The sequence below is a fragment of the Marinobacter goseongensis genome, from assembly GCF_023156235.1.
GTDB lineage: Bacteria > Pseudomonadota > Gammaproteobacteria > Pseudomonadales > Oleiphilaceae > Marinobacter > Marinobacter goseongensis.
Map to the genome: position 1 here is coordinate 1 of NZ_JAKZAI010000027.1, position 21,061 is coordinate 21,061.

Consider the following 21,061-nt stretch of genomic DNA (forward strand, 5'->3'; position numbering starts at 1 on the left):
AAAAGCCACAAGATAGACTATGAAAGGTGGGTCAATTTTATTGGCCAAAGGTGGGTCAAAATAAATGGCCATTGACAGCACCACACCAACGCGGTTGCGTGTTGGCGAAAAAGTCGCCTGATTTCATAAAAAACGGCTACTTTCGGACGAATTTGCAAAAGAATCGTAGGATTCTGTAAGCCGATGATCCGTAGTAACACTAACGTATACCTGTGTGTCACTCTGCGGAAACCGCCATTATGTTCAGTGCCAACAAGGTTCTTGAGCCATCCGCTGAGCCCCGCCACATCGCCGGTATGCCTTTGCCGGCGTCCTGCGTTCCCGGTTATTTTGTTGCCCCGTCCGCTTTCGCCATCGGCAGCAAAAGTAACGCTTTTTATAGCGAACAACGCGTAAAAGCCGGTAACTGCTATATTAATTGTAATCAGACGGGTGCGGTGGTGAGAGTGTGGCCGTTCAGCGGCCGTAAATGCGCCCTTGCTTCCGTGTGCCGTTGAGAGAGTTTGAGGGGCCCGGGGCTCTTGTCACAGAGCAACACGCCATCAACTGGATAAGGAGGTAGTCACACTTATGTATCAGCCTGCGTTGTAGGCGCTAGTGCGTTCTCACTCGTTTAAAGCAGAAGAGACATAACAACAATTGACGCGTCTGTCGGACTCAGCCCGGGAAGCGCGTCAAACAGTCGGGCGAATGCCCGATTAATGAACTGGAGGAGCCTTATGGCTATTGGAGTTTGGATCAGTCTGTTTGCATACTTTGCGCTCATGATTGCCATTGGCATTTATGCAATGCGCACATCCACCTCATCATCTGAGGATTACATGTTGGGTGGTCGCGCCCTCAGCCCGAAAGTGGCGGCGCTGTCTGCCGGTGCCTCGGATATGAGCGGTTGGTTGCTTCTGGGTCTGCCCGGAGCGCTCTACGTTACTGGCCTGGCATCCGCCTGGATTGGTATTGGCCTGTTTGTGGGTGCGTTCGTCAACTGGACCCTGGTTGCGCCGCGTCTTCGCGAGCAAACGGTTCACTACGGCAACGCCATTACCATTCCGTCGTTCCTCGCGAACCGTTTCCCCACACAGGCGTTGTCGCTGAGAACGGTTTCGGCCATCGTTATTGTGATTTTCTTTGCGGTTTACACCGCGTCTGGCCTGGTCGCCGGCGGCAAGTTGTTTGAAAGCGCGTTTGCCGGAATTTTCAACTTCGGTGGTCTCAGTGACTACGCCGTGGGTATCGTGATCACCCTGGGCGTAGTACTGGCCTACACGGTGGTTGGCGGCTTCCTGGCGGTGAGCATGACTGACTTTGTGCAGGGCTGCATCATGATGCTGGCACTGGTGATCATGCCGGCGGTGGTGCTGTTCGGCGAAGGCGGTGGCGGGTTCGCGCAAGCGACCGAGACCCTCAATTCGGTGGATCCCAAACTGCTGTCGTGGACCGAGGGGCTGACCTTCATCGGCTGGCTGTCTGCTGTTACCTGGGGGTTGGGCTACTTCGGCCAGCCGCACATTATTGTTCGCTTCATGGCCATCCGCACGCTGAAAGATGTGCCCATTGCCCGCAATATCGGCATGGGCTGGATGGGTATTTCCCTGATCGGTGCCATCTCACTGGGTATTTTTGGTCGAGCCTACGCCGTACGTAACGGCATGGACATCGCCGATCCCGAAACGATCTTTATTATCCTCTCGGACCTGCTGTTCCACCCGCTGATCACCGGTTTCCTTTACGCAGCGCTGCTGGCGGCGGTCATGAGCACCATCTCCAGTCAGTTGCTGGTGTCTTCCTCGTCGCTGACTGAGGACTTCTACCGTCTGTTCCTGCGCAAGGAAGCCACCGACAAGGAATGCGTTGGCGTTGGCCGTGTGTGTGTTGTTCTGGTCGGTCTGGTTGCGGCCGTGATCGCGTCGGATCCTGACTCCCAGGTACTGGCTTTGGTCAGTAACGCCTGGGCAGGCTTCGGTGCGGCCTTTGGTCCGCTGATCATCCTGTCGCTGATGTGGTCGCGTACCAACGGTGCCGGCGCTATCGCAGGCATGGTGGTGGGTGCAGCTACTGTGATGGCGTGGATCTCACTGGGCTGGAACGGTGAATTCATGGGTGGCCCGGGTGTGTACGAAATCATTCCCGGCTTTGCCGCCGCTATGATCGCTATCATTGTGGTGAGTCTGGCGACTGCCGATGCTGGCGAATACCAGCACATTGAGCGGTAACCAGGAGCGGAAACATCGCTCTGAGTGATTGCAGGGGCTCCTTCGGGAGCCCCTTTTTTTGTTTTGGGGTGCCTGGCAGCGGGGCGGGAGGCCCGATGCTATAAACAAAAAAACGCCAGCCCGAAGGCTGGCGTTTTCATGGAACTGCCTCTTTAACTTCGAGGCAGAAGGCCATTGCTTAAGCGACGTTCGCTTCGGCGGCCTTCTTGGTGTAGTTCTCCATCTGGTCGAAGTTGAGATACTTGTAGATCTCTTTCGACATGCTGTTCAGGTTCTTGGCGTACTCCATGTACTCCGCCGGAGTCGGGAGTTTGCCCAGAACCGCACCCACCGCAGCCAGTTCCGCAGAGGTCAGGTACACGTTGGCACCATCGCCGAGGCGATTCGGGAAGTTACGGGTGGAAGTAGACAGCACCGTAGACTTGGCAGCCACACGTGCCTGGTTACCCATGCACAGGGAGCAGCCCGGCATTTCGGTGCGCACACCGGCGGTGCCGTAGGTGTTGAAGTAGCCTTCTTCCATCAGCTGAGCCTGATCCATCTTGGTCGGCGGAGACATCCACAGACGGGTGGTCAGGGCACCTTTGTGCTGCTCGAGCAGTTTGCCGGCCGCGCGGAAGTGACCGATGTTGGTCATGCAGGAACCGATGAAGACCTCGTCCACCTTGTCGCCAGCGACTTCGGACAGGAACTTGGCGTCGTCCGGATCGTTCGGGCAGCATACGATCGGCTCTTTGATGTCGGCCAGATCGATTTCTACCACGTGGGCGTACTCGGCGTCCTGGTCAGCGCGCATCAGCTTGGGATCAGCAATCCACTCTTCCATCTGCTTGGCACGACGCTCCAGCGTACGCGGATCGCCGTAACCTTCGGCAATCATCCAGCGCAGCATGGTGATGTTGGAGCGCAGGTACTCGGCGACAGACTCTTCCGACAGGTTGATGGTACAACCCGCAGCAGAGCGCTCGGCAGAAGCGTCAGACAGCTCGAATGCCTGTTCGACGGTCAGGTGTTCCAGACCTTCGATTTCCAGGATGCGGCCGGAGAATTCGTTGATCTTGCCTTTCTTCTCGACGGTCAGCATGCCTTGCTTGATGCCGTACAGCGGGATCGCGTGTACCAGATCGCGCAGGGTGATACCCGGCTGCATTTCACCTTTGAAGCGCACCAGAACGGATTCTGGCATGTCCAGCGGCATAACGCCGGTGGCTGCGGCGAAGGCAACCAGACCGGAACCGGCCGGGAAGGAGATACCCATCGGGAAGCGGGTGTGGGAGTCGCCACCGGTGCCGACGGTGTCAGGCAGCAGCATGCGGTTCAGCCAGGAGTGGATGATACCGTCGCCCGGGCGCAGGGAGACGCCGCCACGGTTACGGATGAAGTCCGGCATGGTGTGCTGCATTTCAACGTCAACCGGCTTGGGGTAAGCAGCGGTGTGACAGAATGACTGCATCACCAGATCGGCCTGGAAGCCCAGACACGCCAGATCTTTCAGCTCGTCACGGGTCATCGGGCCGGTGGTGTCCTGGGAACCCACGGTGGTCATGTGCGGCTCGCAGTAGGTACCCGGGCGCACGCCCTGGCCTTCCTCGAGGCCGCAGGCCTTGCCGACCATCTTCTGGCCGAGGGTGAAGCCTTTGGTGCCGGCTTCCGGATCGTTTGGCAGGCGGAACAGGTCGGTTGCGCCCATGCCCAGTGCCGCACGGGCCTTGGCGGTCAGGCCACGGCCGATGATCAGCGGAATACGGCCGCCGGCCTGGACTTCGTCCAGAATGACATCGGATTTGAACTTGAACTCGGAGATGGTCTCGCCGGCTTCGTTCAGAATCTTGCCTTCATAAGGGCGGATTTCGATCACGTCGCCCATGTTCATGTCATCAACCGGTGCTTCGAAAACCAGAGCGCCGGCGTCTTCCATGGTGTTGAAGAAGATCGGAGCGACTTTGTTACCGATACAGACACCGCCGGCGCGCTTGTTCGGCACACCCGGGATGTCGTCACCGAAGAACCACAGTACCGAGTTGGTGGCCGACTTACGGGAGGAACCGGTACCGACAACGTCACCCACAAAGGCAACGGGCAGGCCCTTGGCCTTGATCTCGTCGATCTGGCTCATGGGGCCGGTAACACCGGGCTCTTCCGGCTTCAGGCCGTCGCGTTCCATTTTGTAGGCGGCGCGAGCGTGCAGCGGGATATCCGGGCGGGACCAGGCATCCGGAGCGGGGGACAGGTCGTCGGTGTTGGTTTCACCGGTTACCTTGAATACCACCATCTTGGTGCTCTCGGGTACCTTGTTCTTATTGGTGAACCACTCGGCGTTGGCCCAGGATTCAACCACAGACTTGGCAACGGCGTTGCCGGCGTCCATCTTTTCCTTGACGTCGTTGAACGCGTCGAACATCAACAGGGTGTGCTTGAGCTCTTCGCCGGCCAGATCAACCAGTTCGGCGTTGTCCAGCAGGTCAACCAGGGTGGCAATGTTGTAGCCGCCCTGCATCATGCCCAGCAGCTGAACCGCTTTCTTGTTGTCGATCAGCGGGGAAGCGGCTTCGCCTTTAACAATGGCGGTCAGGAAGGCCGCTTTTACATACGCAGCTTCGTCCACGCCCGGCGGTACACGGTTTTCGAGAAGATCAACCAGTGTATTCTCTTCGCCGGCTGGCGGGTTCTTGAGTAGATCGACCAGGGCAGCGGTCTGCTCTGCGTTCAGGGGCTTGGGTGGGATTCCCAGGGCTTCACGTTCAGCAACGTGCTCACGATAGGCTTCTAACACGATATGGACCCTCATCAGTTGGAATGTCCCGCGCCGTTGGCAACAGTGCCTGGCGGGAGTTTTTGGCGGAAAGGCCGCAGGAGCCTCTGAATAAGGCCTCAAATCACCGATGGGGTTTCAGGATTTATTCAGAGACTCCTTGATCTGGCGCTGTATTCTATAGGAAACCCCGTATAAAGTTAAGCTGGACAGTGGTCGGAGTCCTCTGTTAAGTGCGTTATACTCCCTTTCCCCAATCGTTGCTGCCGTAACAGAGATATGACCGACGCCCTGCAAGAGATTCACGACTTTCTGCCCTGCCGAACGCCCCATCGCTGGATCGAGAACGCCCTGGACCATCAGGACCTGATGCTGATCGACCACGCCCACTGCGAGAAAAAGGCCGCCTCGACAGCGCTGAGCCTGATGTATCGCTACGTGGACAACACCGAACTGCTTAACAAAATGTCCCGTTTGGCGCGTGAGGAGTTGCGGCATTTCGAGCAGGTGCTGGCGATTATGAACAAGCGCGGCGTTCGTTACGATCATCTCACCCCGGCCCGTTACGCAGCGGGGTTGCGGCAGCACGTGCGTTCGGACGACCCTGGGCGGCTGGTGGATGTGCTGATCGTCGGCGCAATCATCGAAGCCCGCTCCTGCGAGCGGTTTGCGGCGCTGGCGCCGCACCTCGATGAAACGCTGGCGGATTTTTACACCAGCCTGCTGAAATCCGAGGCCCGTCATTATCAGGATTACCTCAAGCTGGCGGAGCAGGCCAACGGTGGCCCCGTGGATGAGCGGTTAGCGGTTTTCCTAGAGGCTGAACGGGCTCTGGTCGAGCAGCCCGATAACGAGTTCCGTTTTCACAGTGGGCCGCTGCTATAGCTCGCGGCACAGGGCCATCCAGCGATCAATGCCGGCGCTGCGGTATTTCTGTTTATGCAGGATGAAGTAGAACTGACGATCGAATGATCGGCTTTCCGGCACGCTCAGCGGCACCAGGCTGCCCCGGCGGAAAGCGTCCACGAGGCACACCTGCGACAGACAGCCGATACCCAATCCCGCCTCCACCGCCCGCTTGATGGCTTCGGTGTGTTCCAGTTCGAGCAGGATGTTGAGATCAGGCAGCAGCCCGTGCATGCCGCGCTCAAAACTCTGACGGGTGCCGGAGCCCGGTTCCCGCATGACCCAGGTGGCGCTGCGCAGATCGTTGTCGTTCAGTGCCCGTTTTGCTGCCAGCGGGTGGTCTGGCGAGCAGAACACCACCAGTTCGTCGCCGCGCCAGGGGATCACTTCCAGTTCAGACGATTGCAGCTCACCCTCGATCAGCCCGATATCCAGCTCGAAATCACTCACCCGCTTGGCGATGGTGCGCGTATTGGCAACTTCCAGGGCAACCTTTGGTCGGGTGGGGGTGTTCATGTACTGGGCCATGACACCGACGGCCAGGTAGTTGCCGATGGTCAGGGTGGCGCCCACTTTTAATGCGCCCACCTCGGAGTGCTTGCTGAACGCCTGCTCCAGTTCGCCGGCCTGGGCCAGCAGCGCCTCCACCTTGGGGCGGTACAACCGCCCCAGCTCGTTCAGTTGCAAACGCTTGCCCACCCGGTCGAACAGCTGAATGTCGAACTGGTTTTCCAGCTCTTTCAGCGCGCTACTGGCCGCAGACTGGGACATGGCAAGGGATTCCGCGGCCCGGGTGATGTTCTGGAAGTGGGCCGCGGCAAGGAAAACTTCGAGTTGGCGGAAACTGTATTTCATGAAGATGCTGCCGTAATCGATTGGGTCGAATAAGGTTATGAAGATATCCCATTTTGTCGATAGGTTAGCTGCGGGTTACTATTTATGCAATTCAGAACTTCCACTCAAAGCGAAACGAACAGGCGAGAGTTATCATGAGCAACCTGATCAAAGAGAAAGTCACCAGCGTCCGCCACTGGAACGACACCCTGTTCAGCTTCACCACAAGCCGCGACCCGGGGTTTCGTTTCAAGAACGGCCACTTCACCATGATTGGCCTGGAAACTGACGGCAAGCCGCTGATGCGCGCCTACAGTATCGCCAGCGCGAACTACGAGGAAGAGCTGGAGTTCTTCTCCATCAAGGTTCAGGACGGCCCGCTGACCTCGCGGCTGCAGAAAATCCAGGTGGGCGACGAGATCCTGGTGAGCCGCAAGCCTACCGGTACCCTGATTATGGACAACCTGCTGCCCGGCAAGAACCTGTGGCTGATCAGCACCGGCACTGGCCTGGCACCGTTCATGAGCATCATCAAGGATCCCGAGGTCTATGAGGCCTATGACAAGGTCATCCTGACCCACGGTGTCCGCTACATCTCCGAGCTGGCGTACCAGCAGGAAATCGAGGAACTCCCCAACAACGAGTTCTTCGGAGAGATGGTGGATGGCAAATTGCTTTACTACCCGACCGTGACCCGGGAAGAGTTCCGTAACAAGGGGCGTCTGACCGATGCCATGGAAAATGGCAAACTGACCCGTGATCTCGATCTGCCGGATTTCGATCTGGAGAACGACCGCTTCATGATTTGCGGCAGCCCCAGCATGCTCAAGGACACCTGCAGCATTCTCAACAACATGGGGTTCAAGGAAGCCCGTGGCGGCGATCTCGGACATTACGTGATCGAGCGGGCGTTTGTGGAGCAGTAACAGCCCGCCTATACTGCTGGCCAGACCGGCCTGACGAAAACCCCGGAGTGAGAGCTTCGGGGTTTTTTGTTGGCCATTGATATCGCCTGATCAAACGTCTGGACGCTGCATGTTAAACGGAATCTGGCTGAGCTTTTTCATTGCGGCCTTTGTCGCTGCGCTCTGGCAATGGCTGGGGATGGGCGATTCTGAAGTCTTCAGCCGCCTGGTTGCCGCGCTGTTCGATATGGCCCGATTGAGTGTCGACATCATCATCGTGCTGGCGGGCACCATGACCCTGTGGCTTGGGTTTCTGGCTATCGCTGAAAAGGCGGGGCTGATTCGCCTGATGGCGCGAGCGCTGGACCCACTGTTCCGCAGGCTGATGCCGGAAGTACCCAGCGGCCATCCCGCCATGGGACTGATCAGCATGAACTTTGCCGCCAATGTCCTCGGGCTCGACAATGCCGCCACACCCATCGGGATCAAGGCCATGCATGCGCTACAGAGCCTTAACCCGAGCAGGGATACTGCCAGCAATGCACAGATCCTGTTTCTGGTGCTCAACACCTCCTCGCTGACCTTGCTGCCAGTCACCATCTTCATGTACCGGGCGCAACAGGGTGCGGCAGACCCCACATCGGTGTTCCTGCCGATTCTACTGGCCACCACCGCGTCCAGCCTCGTGGGGCTGCTCAGTGTGGCGGTGATGCAAAGGCTGAAACTATGGCAGCCGGTGGTGCTGGCGTATCTGCTGGCCGGCGCGCTCGGGCTAGGGCTGCTGTTAACGATGCTGGCGGGGATGTCGGCACAGGCGCTGGCGGCCACCTCCACTCTGGTGGGCAATCTGACCCTGTTCAGTATCGTGATGGGGTTCCTGGTGATCGGGGCATTGCGCAGGGTCAATGTCTACGACGCCTTTATCGAGGGCGCCAAAGAAGGGCTCGGCTTCACCGTCACCTTGCTGCCGTACCTGATTGCCATGCTGATTGCGGTGGGTGTACTGCGCGCCAGCGGGGTGCTGGATGCGGGGCTGGACGGTATCCGCTGGCTGGCGGAGGGGTTCGGCTGGGACACCCGATTCGTAGACGCGCTGCCGACGGCATTCATCAAACCGCTGTCCGGAAGCGGTGCCCGCGCGATGATGCTGGAAACCATGGACAACTTTGGTGTCGACAGTTTCCCGGCGCTGATGGCCGCAACCATGCAGGGTAGCACCGAAACCACGTTCTATGTGTTGGCGGTGTATTTTGGCGCCGTCGGTATCAGCAGGATTCGCCATGGACTGGGCTGCGCGCTGTTGGCGGACCTGGCCGGTATGGTGACCGCCATCGGTGTATGCTATTGGTTCTTTGGTTAATGGCACGGTGACTGCGGCAGGGGTGGACACTTGAGAAAAACCATGGTGATTCTGGGGCTCGCGCTGGCACTGGCGGTGCTGATCAGCGCAGTGTCCCGACCGATGCTGGTCGAGGAGCGGCTGGTGACTGTGCAGGCGCGGGAACTGATGCCCCACTTCGATGCCCTTCGGCATGAGCCGGTTGAGGTTCAGGCCGCGCTTGTCGACCTCGGTGACGACCCTTTGCTTTTGCTGAAAGCCCAGGCGGCGCTGCTGAGCTACCCCGAGATGGCCCGCAGGGTTTTTCCTCTCTACGCCGCCGAGGCCGAGTTCCAGGAGGTGCTGCGCCGCTACGGGGAGCATGTGTTACCGCCCATTGATTATTTCCTGCAAGAGCCCGTTACGTCCATCGAGTGGATGAATGCCGCCTCGCAGCAATACCAGCGGGCCCGGGAATATTGGGCGCAGCTGCGCGGGGAGGGTAGTGCAGACGCGCGGGAACCGGCGGGCAGCGGCGACCTCACGCCAGAAGAAAGGGGCTGGTATGCGGTGAACTTTATCCGCGCCGAGGGCCACGATTTCCTGGGTCAGTTCGTGATGGATGCCCAAGGCAACACTCAATGGGTGCAAACCGAACGCGTGCTGGAAGGCATCGGCCAGTTCTTTGCCAGTGGTGTGCGCCAGTTGGAAACCCGGTATCGCACCGGTGACGAGATTACCGCCAGTGACATCGGTTGGGCCTCCGTTGACGTATTGGTGTTTGCCAGTGCGGTGAAACTGCTCCGGGCCGGGCGCGCTGCCGCCACGGCCACCCGCAGTGCCGGGGTGTCCACCCGTTCTGCGGCTCTGGCCGCGCGCATTACTGGCGGCGGCCGGCTGATTCTGAGCAGTGCGCGGTACGCAAAGTGGCCAGCGATCATCGGGGCCGGGTACCTGGTTCTGCGGCACCCCGGCATCATCAATGACGTGTTTGCCGGTATCGCGGATGTGCTGGGCGTGTCGCCGCTGGCGATCCAGATCATGGGGTGGCTGCTGATTCTGGCGCCGGCGCTGTACCTGATGAGCTGGTTGTTGCTGCCGGCAATCCTTGTACTGAAAGGGCTGCTGGCGATGCTGGTTCGGCTGGCGGGCAGAGCGCCGAGGTATCCGGATTATCATTGATTCAATCGCTGCGCGTTCAGCAGGGGACAGGGCATAAGGGGAGTTTCGAGAATGGAAAATCGCACGGGATGGCGCAGGATCATGGTGGGTTTCCTGCTGGCGCTGGCGTTTGGTGTGTGTACAGGAACGCTGGTGCAAACCCAGGTCAATCTTCTGGCACTGCAAAATCTCGGGGTGGACATCGGCATAGCGGCGCGGCTGGAGACCACTTTCGAGGATCTGATGAATTTCGCCCCGATCTACGCCGTGGTGTTTGGCACCAGTTTTCTGGTGTCGCAAGTGGTTGCTGCTCAATTGGTCTACCGGTTTGGCCTCGGTGCGCGAGCGCCTTTTCTGGCGCTGGGCGCCGCTGTCGGTTTGTGGGCGACGTTGCGGCTGGTAGACGCCCTGGCCCCCATGCCCACCCTGATAGCCGCCACCCGCGGCGCCGGTGGACTGCTGGCCATGTTGGCCACGGCCGCATTGTCCGGCTGGCTGTTTGCGGCACTGACCGCTCGCCGGCTGAGCCGTCCCGCCAGAGGCACGGTGGTGCTGTTGGTGCTCGGGTGTGTCGCGCTCTCGCCGACTGAGGAGGCACGGGCACAGTCGTCTGCGGAGTACCGGGTGGAAACCGTGGCCGAGGGGCTGGAGCATCCCTGGTCGCTGGCTTTTTTGCCCGGAGGCGGGGCCTTGATTACAGAACGCACCGGGCAACTGCGCATACTGGATCAGACCGGCGCACTGAGCCCTGACCCGGTAATGGGGGTGCCTGAGGTCTTCGCCTCGGGTCAGTCGGGCCTGTTCGACGTCGTGATCGCGCCGGATTTCGAGCGCAGCCGCGAGGTGTACCTGGCGTACGCCTGCGGGACCCGCGCAGAAAACCATACCTGCGTTGCCCGCGGCCGGTTGGAGCGGGGCCAGGAGCGCCTTGCGGCGGTCACAGAGATTTTCCGGGCCCGCCCCGGCAAGGAGGGCGATGCCCATTACGGGGGCCGAATGGCGTGGTTGCCGGATGGGTCGCTGGTGGTGAGTCTCGGTGATGGCTTCGATTATCGCGAAGAGGCCCAGAAACTGAGCAGTCACATCGGAACCATCGTGCGCATCAACCGGGACGGCTCGACCCCGCAGGATAATCCCTTCGTTAACCGGCCCGGCGCGCTGCCGGAAATCTACAGCTATGGGCATCGCAATGTGCAGGGCCTGGTCTTCGACCGCGAGTCGAACCGCCTGATCGCCCACGAACATGGTCCCAGAGGAGGCGATGAGATCAATGTGATCGAGCCGGGCAAGAACTATGGCTGGCCAGTGGTCTCCCTTGGCCTGGATTACACCGGCGCGCGGGTCACGCCTTACACCGAATACGAGGGCATGGAATCCCCAGCCTTGCACTGGACGCCCTCAATCGCACCGTCGGGTTTCGCGCTGGTTCGCGGGGACCAGTTTCCGGACTGGCAAGGTAATTTGCTGGTCGGGGCGTTGGCTGACAGGAGTGTGCATCGGGTGGTGCTGGCGGACGATGGCGCGGTGGACATGGAAACGCTGTTTGGTGAACTGGATGAGCGTATCCGCGATGTCAGAACCGGTCCGGAGGGCGCCATCTATCTGCTCACGGACAGCCCCCGGGGCCGGCTCTTGCGGGTTACCGCCCGTTGACGGATGCCCCCGGTTGCGCAGCGCGTGATAATGACGGTGTGCAATTGGTGTCACGATGGTGAACGGCATCATGACCGGCCGTGCGGATGCCGGGGTACCAGCGCTGGCCGGGCTCGGTAAACCGCTCCGGTGACAGGACAAGGGATTTGCCAGTGCGAGGCTGTTCACGAAAGGTTCCATCCTGGTGGCGGTACACGCAATCCAGCGCCAGCTCCGTGGGGTCGCCGACAGGCAGCTCGATAAACCCGTCGGGCCGCACCGCTGGTGGTTGACCATTGACGGCGGTAATGGTCAGGCAGTGGCCGAGATGCAGGCGGTTCTGATCCTCAATGTATGTAGACAAACAGTTTTCGCTCGCCACAAAAAACACGCCTCTGGCACGTCCCTCCTCGGCGGATGGCAGCGACTGGCAGCCAGCTAGAGCCAGCACCGTGATAACGAGACCGTTTCTTAGCATGGCAGATCCTCCCCGGGTTGTGTGACGGCTCTCAGATACCCCCACTTGAAAGCGCCGTTGTGTTACCGTTCTTACGTCAACAAACGTGGGTTTACCCACTTTCAGGGAACGGAGACACCATGGTGAACAGTTCTGCCTTCTTGCCCCGCCGCGCCGGCGTAAGGCTTTCGGTTCTTGCTTTCTTGGCACTGCTGCTGACAGGCTGCGGTATCAACAATATCCCCACCTACGATGAACAGGTCAAGGCGGCCTGGTCGCAGGTAGAGAACCAGTATCAGCGCCGAGCCGATCTGGTGCCGAATCTGGTGGAAACGGTCAAGGGCTTTGCCACTCAGGAACGGGAAACCCTGACTGCTGTCATCGAGGCGAGATCCCGCGCCACCTCCATTCAGGTGGATGAGAGCATCCTGAATGACCCGAAGAGGTTGCAGCAGTTCCAGCAGGCGCAGGGCGAGCTGAGCAGCGCCTTGAGCCGGTTGATGGCGGTGTCGGAACGGTATCCGGATCTGAAATCCAACCAGAACTTCCTGGCGTTGCAGTCGCAGTTGGAGGGCACTGAGAATCGCATTGCCGTGGCGCGCCGCGACTTTATCCAGGCAGTCGAGCGGTACAACACGGAAATCCGCACGTTCCCGGGCCGCCTCTGGCATAGCTTCCTCTACAGTGATCTGGAATTGCGGTCTAACTTCGAGGCCACAAGTCCGGGGGCCGAAAACCCGCCGCAGGTGGAATTCTGATGCTTCTGATGGTCTGTCGGGTAGGGGTGATTGCCGCGCTGGCTGCACTGATGCCAGCGCACGCGGCGGCTCAGTCAGGTCCGGAGTTCCCGGAACTCACGGGCAGGGTGGTGGACAACGCCAATATGCTGCCGGCTCGGGTTGAAAGCCGGCTCAATGAAATACTGGCGGCCCATGAGCAAGCCACTACTGAACAGGTGGTGGTGGTCACCATGCCGAACCTGCAGGGTCGCCCCATTGAGGCGTTCGGCTATCAGCTGGGTCGCCACTGGGGCATTGGTCAGGAAGGCGAGGATAATGGTGCCCTGTTGATTGTGGCGGAAGAAGAGCGCCGAATCCGCATCGAGGTGGGTTACGGGCTGGAAGGGCGCCTGACCGATGCCGCCTCGGCGACCATTATCAACCAGGTGATCACGCCGGCATTCCGCGCCGGTGACATCCCCACTGGCATTGTCAATGGCGCCGAAGCGATGCTGGAGGTGCTCGGGGGCAAGCCTCTTGCGGTTCCGCAGTCCCGCTCGGACAAGCGCGATGACAAACCACATCCGGCTCTTGCCATCCTGTTCTTCGCCATTGTAATTCTCTCGTTTTTTGGCGGTATGGGCGGCGGACGTGGGCGCAGTGCCCTGCTGGGTGGCCTCGCGGCCGGCGCGTTGATGGGCGGCCGTGGTGGCGGTGGTTTTGGTGGTGGCGGCTTCGGTGGCGGCGGAGGCGGTTTCGGTGGTGGCGGCGCTTCCGGTGGTTGGTAACGCGGCCGATCTGGTCAGCGCCTGAGCAGCACCTCTTTCTGATCCCATGAGAACGAAACAATCATGACATTACTGAGTGCAAGTGAACAAAAGCAGGTGGCCGCGGCCATCGCCGAGGTCGAGCAACAAACCGACGCCGAACTGGTCACGGTGCTGGCCAGAAGCTCCGACGATTACACCTATATCCCCTTGCTCTGGGCCGGTATTGTGGCGCTGCTGGTGCCCGGTGCCGTGAACTTTCTTACCGGCTGGTTTGGCGTGAACGGGCTGTTAATGGCCCAGTGGAGCACCTTCATCGGCCTGTGTCTGCTGGTGCGGGTGTCTGGTGGAAGTCATTGGCTGGTGCCCAAGGCGGTGCGCTTCTGGCGAGCCTCCAATCTGGCCCGGCGGCAGTTTCTGGAACAGAATCTGCACCACACCGCCGGGGGTACCGGCATACTGATTTTCGTGTCCGAAGCCGAACACTACGTGGAGATTCTGGTGGATCAGGGCATTTCCAGCAAAATCGAGAACCAGGTGTGGGAAAGCATTGTGAGCGACTTCACCGCCAAGGTCCGCCAGGGCCGAACCCTTGAGGGTTTTGTAGACGCCATCGGGGCCTGCGGGGATCAGCTCAAGGCTCAGGTTCCGGCGACCCGTGAGAAAAACGAGCTGCCGAACCGCCTGGTCATGCTGTAACAGGCGTTGCCTGCAAGCTGGCAACGCGGGGCTAGTCGCTGGAGCGCTTCTGCCCTTCCAGGCCGGACAGCGTCCGTACATGGATATCGCGCTGGGGGAAGGGAATCTCAACCCCTGCCTCGCGCAGGGCGCGGGTGGTCGCAGCGTGGATCTCGTGGGACAACGGCATGATGTCGAGAATGTTTTTTACGAAGATGCGCAGCTCGAAATCGATGCTGCTGTCACCGAGGCCGACGCAGAACACGGCCGGCGCGGGATCGGCAACCACCCGCTTGTTGCTTTGAATCACCTCCTGAAGTATGCCCTGAACCTTGTCCACGTCCGAGCCGTAGGCCACCCCGACATGCAGAATGACGCGGGTGATGGGATCGCTCAGGGTCCAGTTGGTCAGGTCCTGGGTGACGAAGGTCTTGTTGGGGATGATCTGCTCTTTGCGATCCCAGTCTACCAGGGTGGTTGCGCGGATGCGGATGCGTGATACCGTGCCGGTAATGCCGCCAATGGTGACGGTGTCACCAACGCGGATCGGGCGTTCGAACAACAGAATGATGCCCGAAACGAAATTGGCAACAATTTCCTGAAGACCAAAACCCAGGCCAACACCCAGCGCGGCCACCAGCCATTGCAGTTTTGACCATTGCACTCCAATCACCCCGAGGCAGATCACCACCCCGAGAAACACCAGGATATAGGTTGTGATTGTGGTGATGGCGTAGCCCGTTCCTGGCTCCAGGTGCATTCTGCTCAACACCATCACTTCCAGTGTGCCGGGCAGATTCCTGACGGCCAGCACGGTGCCGAAAGCCACCACCACTGCGAGCATGAGATCCCCGAGCGTGATGGGCAGAGGATCCGCGCTCTCGATGCCGGTTGTAATGGTCCAGAGGGTGATGTTATCGAAGAGTTGCAGTGCTGGAATGAGACTGGCCCAGAGCAACCATAAGCCGCTGATGGTCAGCACCGATACCAGGATTCGCAACAGCGAGGTGCTTTGCTGGTTGATGTCCCTGAGATCCATTTCCGGCATTTCCAGGGTTTGTGGCACACCCTCGCCAGAGGAATCGGCGGCCTCTTTAGTCTCGGCCTTTTTACGCTCGGCGGCCCGTTGCTCCCGCAGTCGTTCCAGCGTTAGCCGCCGCTCTCTTACCGCCAGTGCCCGCAATCCGAGATAGAACAGCATGGCGTTGAATGCCACCCAGCAGATGCTGATGAACAGATTGCGCTCCAGCTCCATGGCCGTGAAGTGATAACCCAGCAGCGACGCAGCGGCAAGTACCAGCGGCGTGGCGACGGCCAGAGCGTGAAGTAGCCGCAGGAAGCGGCTGCCGGGGCGGTCGGCCCTGACCGCGCCCATGATGCGTTGGGCGAAGGTAGACAGCGCTATGGATGCGATAATGAAGAGCAGCCGCCCCAGACTGTCATCAAAGTCTGCGCCATCCGGCGTTGCGGTAATCGGCGTGATGACAGTTATCGGTATGATGACCGCCAGCAGGATTGGCAGCTCCCGGCGAATGGCGCGCAGGGAGTCGATGTGCCAGTGGAAATGGGCCTCTCCCAGCCCACCTTTGCGGGCGACCGCATGAATAAAGTTCAGTAGCAGAGCGATGAGGGCGGCTGCGGTAAAGCCCCGGGACAGGGCGGCGAAGAAGTCGTTGCCTTCCATCAGCAGGAGCGCGGCCAGCGCGAATATCAGTACACCGGGCAAGGCCAGTAAGAGACTGTTGGCGAAGGCGAATACGGTAAAGGCGATACGATCACGTCCGACATTACCGATGTGGCGGCGGTTGGTATCGAGGTTGCCTTTGATGGAGCGGCGTTTGATGAGCAGCAGCACCAGAGCCAAAACCAGAAAGGCTATGCGCCCGTCCCGCTCTGACACGGAGTCACCGATGGCCTCAGTGAACGGAGTCAGTTGTAACTGCGAGGCAAGCCAGGCGGCTGACCTGAAGAGTTCTGTCAGTGTATCCATTCCGACCGTCGGCGCACTGGGCAGCCAGAACAGGCGCTGTTGCAGGAGTGTCTGGTAAGCCTCTACCCGCCCCTGAAGTGCCGACACTGTGCTGTAATATTCGTTGAGCACGTCGATGTGTTCAGTGACTGCCTTGTGGAGCTGGCGGATCAGATTGGCTCGCAGGCTTCTCAGTTGGTCCCGGGCATCGTCGCCGGGATCGATGATGGCCTCGAATTCCTCCAGCCGCAGCTGTTCCTCCCGTGCGGTGGTCAATTGATTCTCAATGCCGCGGATCAGATCCTCTGCGATTTCCTGGCGACGAAGGCGCTCCAGCCTTTGCTGCAGCAGGCCGGCGTAATCGCCGGTGAGATTCAGCCCGGCTTTCTCCAGCCGCAATTCGAAGCTGTCGTATTCATCCTGGAGGCGGTTGAGCAGGGACTCAGCATAGGTAAGTCGGTTGCGGGTAGAATCCACCGCCACCTGACGTTGATCGAGCGAGGTTCTCAGGGACCGTATCTGCTGCCGAATGTCTGCGGTCTCGGCATCGGGCAGTTTTATTTCCGGCGGCCCCTCGGTTGCCGCTTCCAATTCGGGCTGAACCGCAGGGCGGGCCTCTTCCGGTTTTTCCTTTTCCTTTTCACCGTCGGTTTCGGTTTCGGCTTCGCCCGATTGCCCGGCGCTCCCGGCACTGGCCTGTTCAGCGGCCGCGGTGTCGTTTTCCTCAGCGGTGGCGGGCAAGGCGGCACTGAGGATCAGACATATCGCCAGTAACCAGTGAGCCCGGGCGAGCTTTGAGAGGCGGGGCAGGCGGTGGTTCATTCTGCGGCGGTCCTTGCGTCGGGAGTTTGCTGTGGGCATGTGTCCGTCAAGATTACACCATTTCCAATCGGTGTTAACGCAACCAGTTGCGTAACTTGGTGGCCAGCAACTCGGTATCCGAGAGGGAGGCGCGCTTTTGCAACAGGTCTGACAGCACGTCGGGTCGGTCAGTGATGATGTTATCCACACCCATATCGATGAATCGGGACATCGCCGCCGGCTGGTTTACCGTCCACACGTGCAGTTCATTACCGCTGCGGTGCGCCCGGGCCACCGCCGCTGGCGTGGCGCGATTCATGCGCAGCCCGAGTACATCGTAGTTGTCCTCCCAGAGCGGCCCGACCACGAACTGCGCCAGCAAGGTGGTTTTCAGGCCGGGCTCTAGCCGTTTTACCTCTTGCAGCGTTGACCAGTCAGCGGCGGCCACCATGGTGCCGTCCACAAAGTCCTGCTGGTGCAGCAGGTCAACGACTGCCCGCGCCAGATGCGGGGTGTGGCGGTCAGGCTTCAGGTCAATGAACAGACCCGCGCGACCACGCACAGTGTCGATGGCATCGGCCAGCGTGGCAATCCGTTCATCACCGAATTGCCGGTCAAACCAGGTACCGGCGTCGAGGTCGCGGATGTCGGCAAAAGACGTCTCGCTGACTCGTTCCCGCAAGCCGAAAATTCGCTTCATGTCAGAGTCATGCCACAACACCGGCACGCCATCCGCGGTGATCTGGACGTCGATTTCGATGTAGTCGGCACCGTCTTCGATTGCTTGTTCGATGGCACTAATGGTGTTTTCCGGGGCTTTGAGCGCGCTGCCCCGGTGTGCGGTAATGGTGACCTCTTCCTGTTGCTCCAACGACCCGAGCACCAGCCACGCCTGGCCGAAAGCCAGGATGATCACCAGCGCCTCGGCGATCCATGCTTTCGGGCCGGCGTTCTCGGGCATTGGATAGCGCAGGGAGGGCTCAGGCGCGGACACGTTGTTGCCGCTGGCCCGCTGATACAGACTGACGATGAAGGCGCCATAGGCCGCCGTGCCGAAGAAAGTGACCGCGATGCCGATCAGCAGGTAGCAGGCGATGAGCATCACCACGAACGGAACCAGGACACTCGTCTGCTCCGGCAGAATGGCAAACAGAGCCGCTGCAATCTGATCGAACGCCAGGGTAACCAGAACGGGCAATAACAGTACCGCTGCGAACCCGGACGACAGTACGCCGGTGGCATGCCCTTTGTGTCCACGGGTGAGGCCGGTGCTTGCCGTCAGGGCCCGGATTGGGCTGGCCCCCTCCAGCATCAGGCAGGGCACCGACAGGATCCAGCGCAGGTACAGCGTGCCGTTGCAGAGGATGAGTCCGACCAGCGCCAGCAAGGCACTGCCGGCAAACCACCACAGCTTCGGGGGTTTCTCCAGTCGTAACAGGTAAGGGTCGAAGTCTGCCAGTAACGAGAACCAGGCGAGCCCGATAGCGACCAGAAAGGGCATGGCAACCAACAGGTGGGCGAACACCTGGATCAGGGTCAGCTGGATGAGTGCCGGAAACTTCCGCGCTGCGCCCCAGAGCGCACTCAGGGCAGTCCGGTAGTGCCGGTAGGGCGGGGAGGCCGCGATCAGGGTCATGCCCGCCTGCTGCAACAGAATCACCAGCACAGAGAGGTTGAGCGTGACCACCGCCCAGAGGATGCCTCCCGGAGAAACCAGGAACTCCATGATGCCACCGGTGCTGATTGCGGCCCGCCCGGTCACCGGGCGCAGGGATGCCAGCGCCCAGGTAATGGCCGGGGTCAGCGCCGCCATCGCAAGCCCGGAGAAGAACAGGTAGAAAGTCAGCAGGGCCCGGCGGCGGCTGTGGAGGATATTGATTGTGCTGGTAATCAGCGTCTTCATAGGCCGCTAATGTCAGATCTCCGGGTTGGTGCTGTGGGTACGATTCATTCCTCGATCGGATCGGGCGTGGCGGCATTCTCAAACAGGGCCAGGCGCTCCTCAAGGGACAGGAAGGGCGGTTCCTCCGTTTCCCGGAAGGAGCCAAAAACCCGCCTGGGATCGAAGGACCACGAAGTGCAGCGAGTCAGCATTTCGGTGCAGGAGAGCAGCTGGCCGCTCTCGCGCAGGAAATACTTGAGCCCGGTGTAGGTGTCGGCGAGCATGATGTCGCGGGGTTGGCGATCGCCGGTGACCAGCAGGCTGCGGCCTACCATATCGCCGGCATGCTTACCGTTACCCGTGGCATCCAGAATGGTCATGGGTATATCCAGCTGGGCGGTGAGTGCCGTGGCCGGCGCGTAGCGCTCAAGATCGGCCAGATCCGGCGGGCGAACGGCGAGCACGCCGAGGTTGCTATTGAGGGGGAGCGTTTCATGATCCTCCCGCACGAATCCGCCGGACTCGTCGGACGTCAGGATCACCAGGGTATTCTCCAGGATCCCTTCGACTTCCAGCCGGTCGAGAAACTCACCCAGGGTTTTTTCCATGACTTTCATTGCGGCGCGGCGGGCCCGTTGTGGCTCGATCAGGGCCGCTTCTGCCGATTCCATCAGCGCCTCGCCAGCCTCCGTCCCGGTGTCTTGTTCGGCTTCTTCGCCGATGTCGAACGGGTGGTGAGTGCCCACGTTCAGCAAGGTCACGAACCAGGGTGACGTGTCCCGGTTCAGTTCGGTCAACCGCCCGGTAACATCCCTGAAGTAGACGGGATCCGGTGGGCCCCAGCCTTCTGCAGTCTCGCTGGCGTCAGTCCCGTCGCTGCCCTTGGGCCCGGATTCGCCGACGTCCTTTTCCGCAGAGACAAAACGCTCGGCGCCGGTCACATCCACAAATCCCGCCTTCGGCATGAATTCGTCTTTCTTCATGTACTCAATGGGCGCGGCCTGCCAGTACGCGGTGTGATAGCCATGATCCTTCAATTTGGAGGGGAGGCAGTCTGGTGAGGTACGTTCTTCAACGACGTCCAGCATCTTCCGGGAGGGGCGGCGGAAGTCCGGGTAGCGCCCGCACAGGATGGCGAAGGTGCCACGGTCGGTTTGACGCTCCATGCTCAGGGTGTTGCGATAAAGCCGGAAGCCCTTGTTCGCCAGTGTGTCCTCCAGATGCTCAAGCACCACGGTGGGTTGCAGGTCGTGATACCGGCTGATGCTGGGAAAGTAACCGCCGGACAGGCCCTCAATCATGATCAGCAGCACGTTCGGCTTGGTGGTGTCGGGGCGTGATGTGACCTGTTGGTGAAAAAAATTGGTTTTCGACGTCAGTGTCTCATCGGTTTCCACCGCTTCATCACCAATCGCGGTGCCAACCGGGTTGACGATGGTGCCGGGAATTTGCGCGAACACACTGGCCACGACGTTGTTGGCTGGCGTGGTCAGGCTTGGAAAAGACAGCGAGTAGACGGCAACCACAACTGCGGCGGACACAGTCAGGCTGGCAAAGCCCCGCGGAGGGTCGGGTATCAAGGCACGGTGGGCGCGGTGAAGTCCCCAGGCGAGAACGAGGTACAGCGGCAGGAGAAACAGGTACACATTGATCAGGCTTCCGGTGATGAAGGTGGGGTCCATACCTTTGCCGGCAAAAGCGAGCTGGAACAGGGTGCCGTGGGCCGTCAGATGCATGCCTGCCACATATGCGGCGCAGCCAAGCAGCAGAACCAGGGCGAAGCGGAAAGGCCCTCTGGTGATGGTGAGCAATACCGCCAGAATAAATGCCCCGGCGAGGTCGCCGCCGATGGTGCCCACCGGGCTCGGCCAGACCCCGCTCTGGAGAATGACGCCGGCACGAACCAACAGCAACCAGCCCAGTGCCAGTAACACGGTCAGTAAAAAACGACGGTCCGTCAGAACCGTGAGAAATCTCATGGTGGCGGAGTTCCTGTGTCCAATGTAGTCGTACAGTATGCGCCTGTGATTTCAGGCTTCAACTGTTCCGGCGGTCCTGTCGCCTCTGTGT

The 21,061-nt window shown here is 60.2% G+C and carries 15 protein-coding genes; 9 read left to right on the forward strand and 6 right to left on the reverse strand.

Annotated features, from left to right (window positions below; genetic code table 11):
• Positions 1–719: 719 nt before the first annotated feature.
• Positions 720–2,210 carry a sodium/proline symporter PutP gene (putP, locus tag MLC70_RS16595; RefSeq protein ID WP_248185446.1) on the forward strand — a complete coding sequence of 497 codons (1,491 nt, stop codon included), beginning with the start codon at positions 720–722 and terminating at the stop codon, positions 2,208–2,210.
• 178 nt (positions 2,211–2,388) lie between these two features.
• On the opposite strand, the gene MLC70_RS16600 is transcribed toward putP, so the two are convergent.
• Entirely contained in the window at positions 2,389–4,983 is a 2,595-nt protein-coding gene (locus MLC70_RS16600) for a bifunctional aconitate hydratase 2/2-methylisocitrate dehydratase (RefSeq protein ID WP_248185447.1), read from the reverse strand.
• 258 nt (positions 4,984–5,241) lie between these two features.
• Between MLC70_RS16600 and MLC70_RS16605 the strand changes: the two genes are divergently transcribed.
• Positions 5,242–5,847: a MiaE family protein gene (locus MLC70_RS16605; protein ID WP_248185448.1), complete on the forward strand. Its 606-nt coding sequence runs from the start codon at positions 5,242–5,244 to the stop codon at positions 5,845–5,847.
• Here the strand turns inward: MLC70_RS16605 and MLC70_RS16610 are convergent.
• Positions 5,842–6,723, reverse strand: coding sequence for a LysR substrate-binding domain-containing protein (locus tag MLC70_RS16610; protein ID WP_248185449.1), 882 nt, complete (start codon positions 6,721–6,723; stop codon positions 5,842–5,844). The genes MLC70_RS16605 and MLC70_RS16610 overlap by 6 nt on opposite strands.
• Positions 6,724–6,857: 134 nt before the next feature.
• Here MLC70_RS16610 and MLC70_RS16615 point away from each other — a divergent pair, with 134 nt between their 5' ends.
• The 4 genes from MLC70_RS16615 (at position 6,858) to MLC70_RS16630 (ending at position 11,739) form a co-directional block, all read left to right on the forward strand.
• Positions 6,858–7,628: a ferredoxin--NADP reductase gene (locus MLC70_RS16615; protein ID WP_248185450.1), complete on the forward strand. Its 771-nt coding sequence runs from the start codon at positions 6,858–6,860 to the stop codon at positions 7,626–7,628.
• A gap of 109 nt (positions 7,629–7,737) precedes the next feature.
• On the forward strand, positions 7,738–8,967 hold the full coding sequence (locus tag MLC70_RS16620) for a nucleoside recognition domain-containing protein (protein ID WP_248185451.1): 1,230 nt from the start codon (positions 7,738–7,740) through the stop codon (positions 8,965–8,967).
• A gap of 30 nt (positions 8,968–8,997) precedes the next feature.
• Positions 8,998–10,107, forward strand: a complete 1,110-nt coding sequence (locus MLC70_RS16625; protein ID WP_248185452.1) for a hypothetical protein — start codon at positions 8,998–9,000, stop codon at positions 10,105–10,107.
• Positions 10,108–10,158: 51 nt separating this feature from the next.
• Entirely contained in the window at positions 10,159–11,739 is a 1,581-nt protein-coding gene (locus tag MLC70_RS16630; protein WP_248185453.1) for a PQQ-dependent sugar dehydrogenase, read from the forward strand.
• On the opposite strand, the gene MLC70_RS16635 is transcribed toward MLC70_RS16630, so the two are convergent.
• The gene (locus MLC70_RS16635) at positions 11,726–12,196 is read right to left on the reverse strand and encodes a hypothetical protein (RefSeq protein WP_248185454.1); all 471 of its coding nucleotides are present in this window, start codon (positions 12,194–12,196) and stop codon (positions 11,726–11,728) included. The two genes, MLC70_RS16630 and MLC70_RS16635, sit on opposite strands and share 14 nt — an antisense overlap.
• A 119-nt stretch (positions 12,197–12,315) precedes the next feature.
• Here MLC70_RS16635 and MLC70_RS16640 point away from each other — a divergent pair, with 119 nt between their 5' ends.
• The 3 genes from MLC70_RS16640 to MLC70_RS16650 all read left to right on the forward strand — a co-directional run bounded on the left by MLC70_RS16640 (position 12,316) and on the right by MLC70_RS16650 (position 14,360).
• Positions 12,316–12,933 carry a LemA family protein gene (locus tag MLC70_RS16640; RefSeq protein WP_248185455.1) on the forward strand — a complete coding sequence of 206 codons (618 nt, stop codon included), beginning with the start codon at positions 12,316–12,318 and terminating at the stop codon, positions 12,931–12,933.
• An 8-nt stretch (positions 12,934–12,941) separates the two neighbouring features.
• The gene (locus tag MLC70_RS16645) at positions 12,942–13,682 is read left to right on the forward strand and encodes a TPM domain-containing protein (RefSeq protein ID WP_410797592.1); all 741 of its coding nucleotides are present in this window, start codon (positions 12,942–12,944) and stop codon (positions 13,680–13,682) included.
• A gap of 63 nt (positions 13,683–13,745) precedes the next feature.
• On the forward strand, positions 13,746–14,360 hold the full coding sequence (locus MLC70_RS16650) for a TPM domain-containing protein (protein ID WP_248185456.1): 615 nt from the start codon (positions 13,746–13,748) through the stop codon (positions 14,358–14,360).
• Positions 14,361–14,391: 31 nt separating this feature from the next.
• Here the strand turns inward: MLC70_RS16650 and MLC70_RS16655 are convergent, their stop codons facing one another.
• From MLC70_RS16655 to MLC70_RS16665, 3 genes are read right to left on the reverse strand one after another with little or no spacing between them, the layout of a single operon-like run.
• On the reverse strand, positions 14,392–17,169 hold the full coding sequence (locus MLC70_RS16655) for a mechanosensitive ion channel domain-containing protein (protein ID WP_248185457.1): 2,778 nt from the start codon (positions 17,167–17,169) through the stop codon (positions 14,392–14,394).
• A 34-nt stretch (positions 17,170–17,203) separates the two neighbouring features.
• Positions 17,204–19,012, reverse strand: coding sequence for a glycerophosphodiester phosphodiesterase (locus MLC70_RS16660; RefSeq protein WP_248185458.1), 1,809 nt, complete (start codon positions 19,010–19,012; stop codon positions 17,204–17,206).
• 44 nt (positions 19,013–19,056) lie between these two features.
• Entirely contained in the window at positions 19,057–20,970 is a 1,914-nt protein-coding gene (locus tag MLC70_RS16665) for an LTA synthase family protein (protein ID WP_248185459.1), read from the reverse strand.
• Positions 20,971–21,061 lie beyond the last annotated feature (91 nt).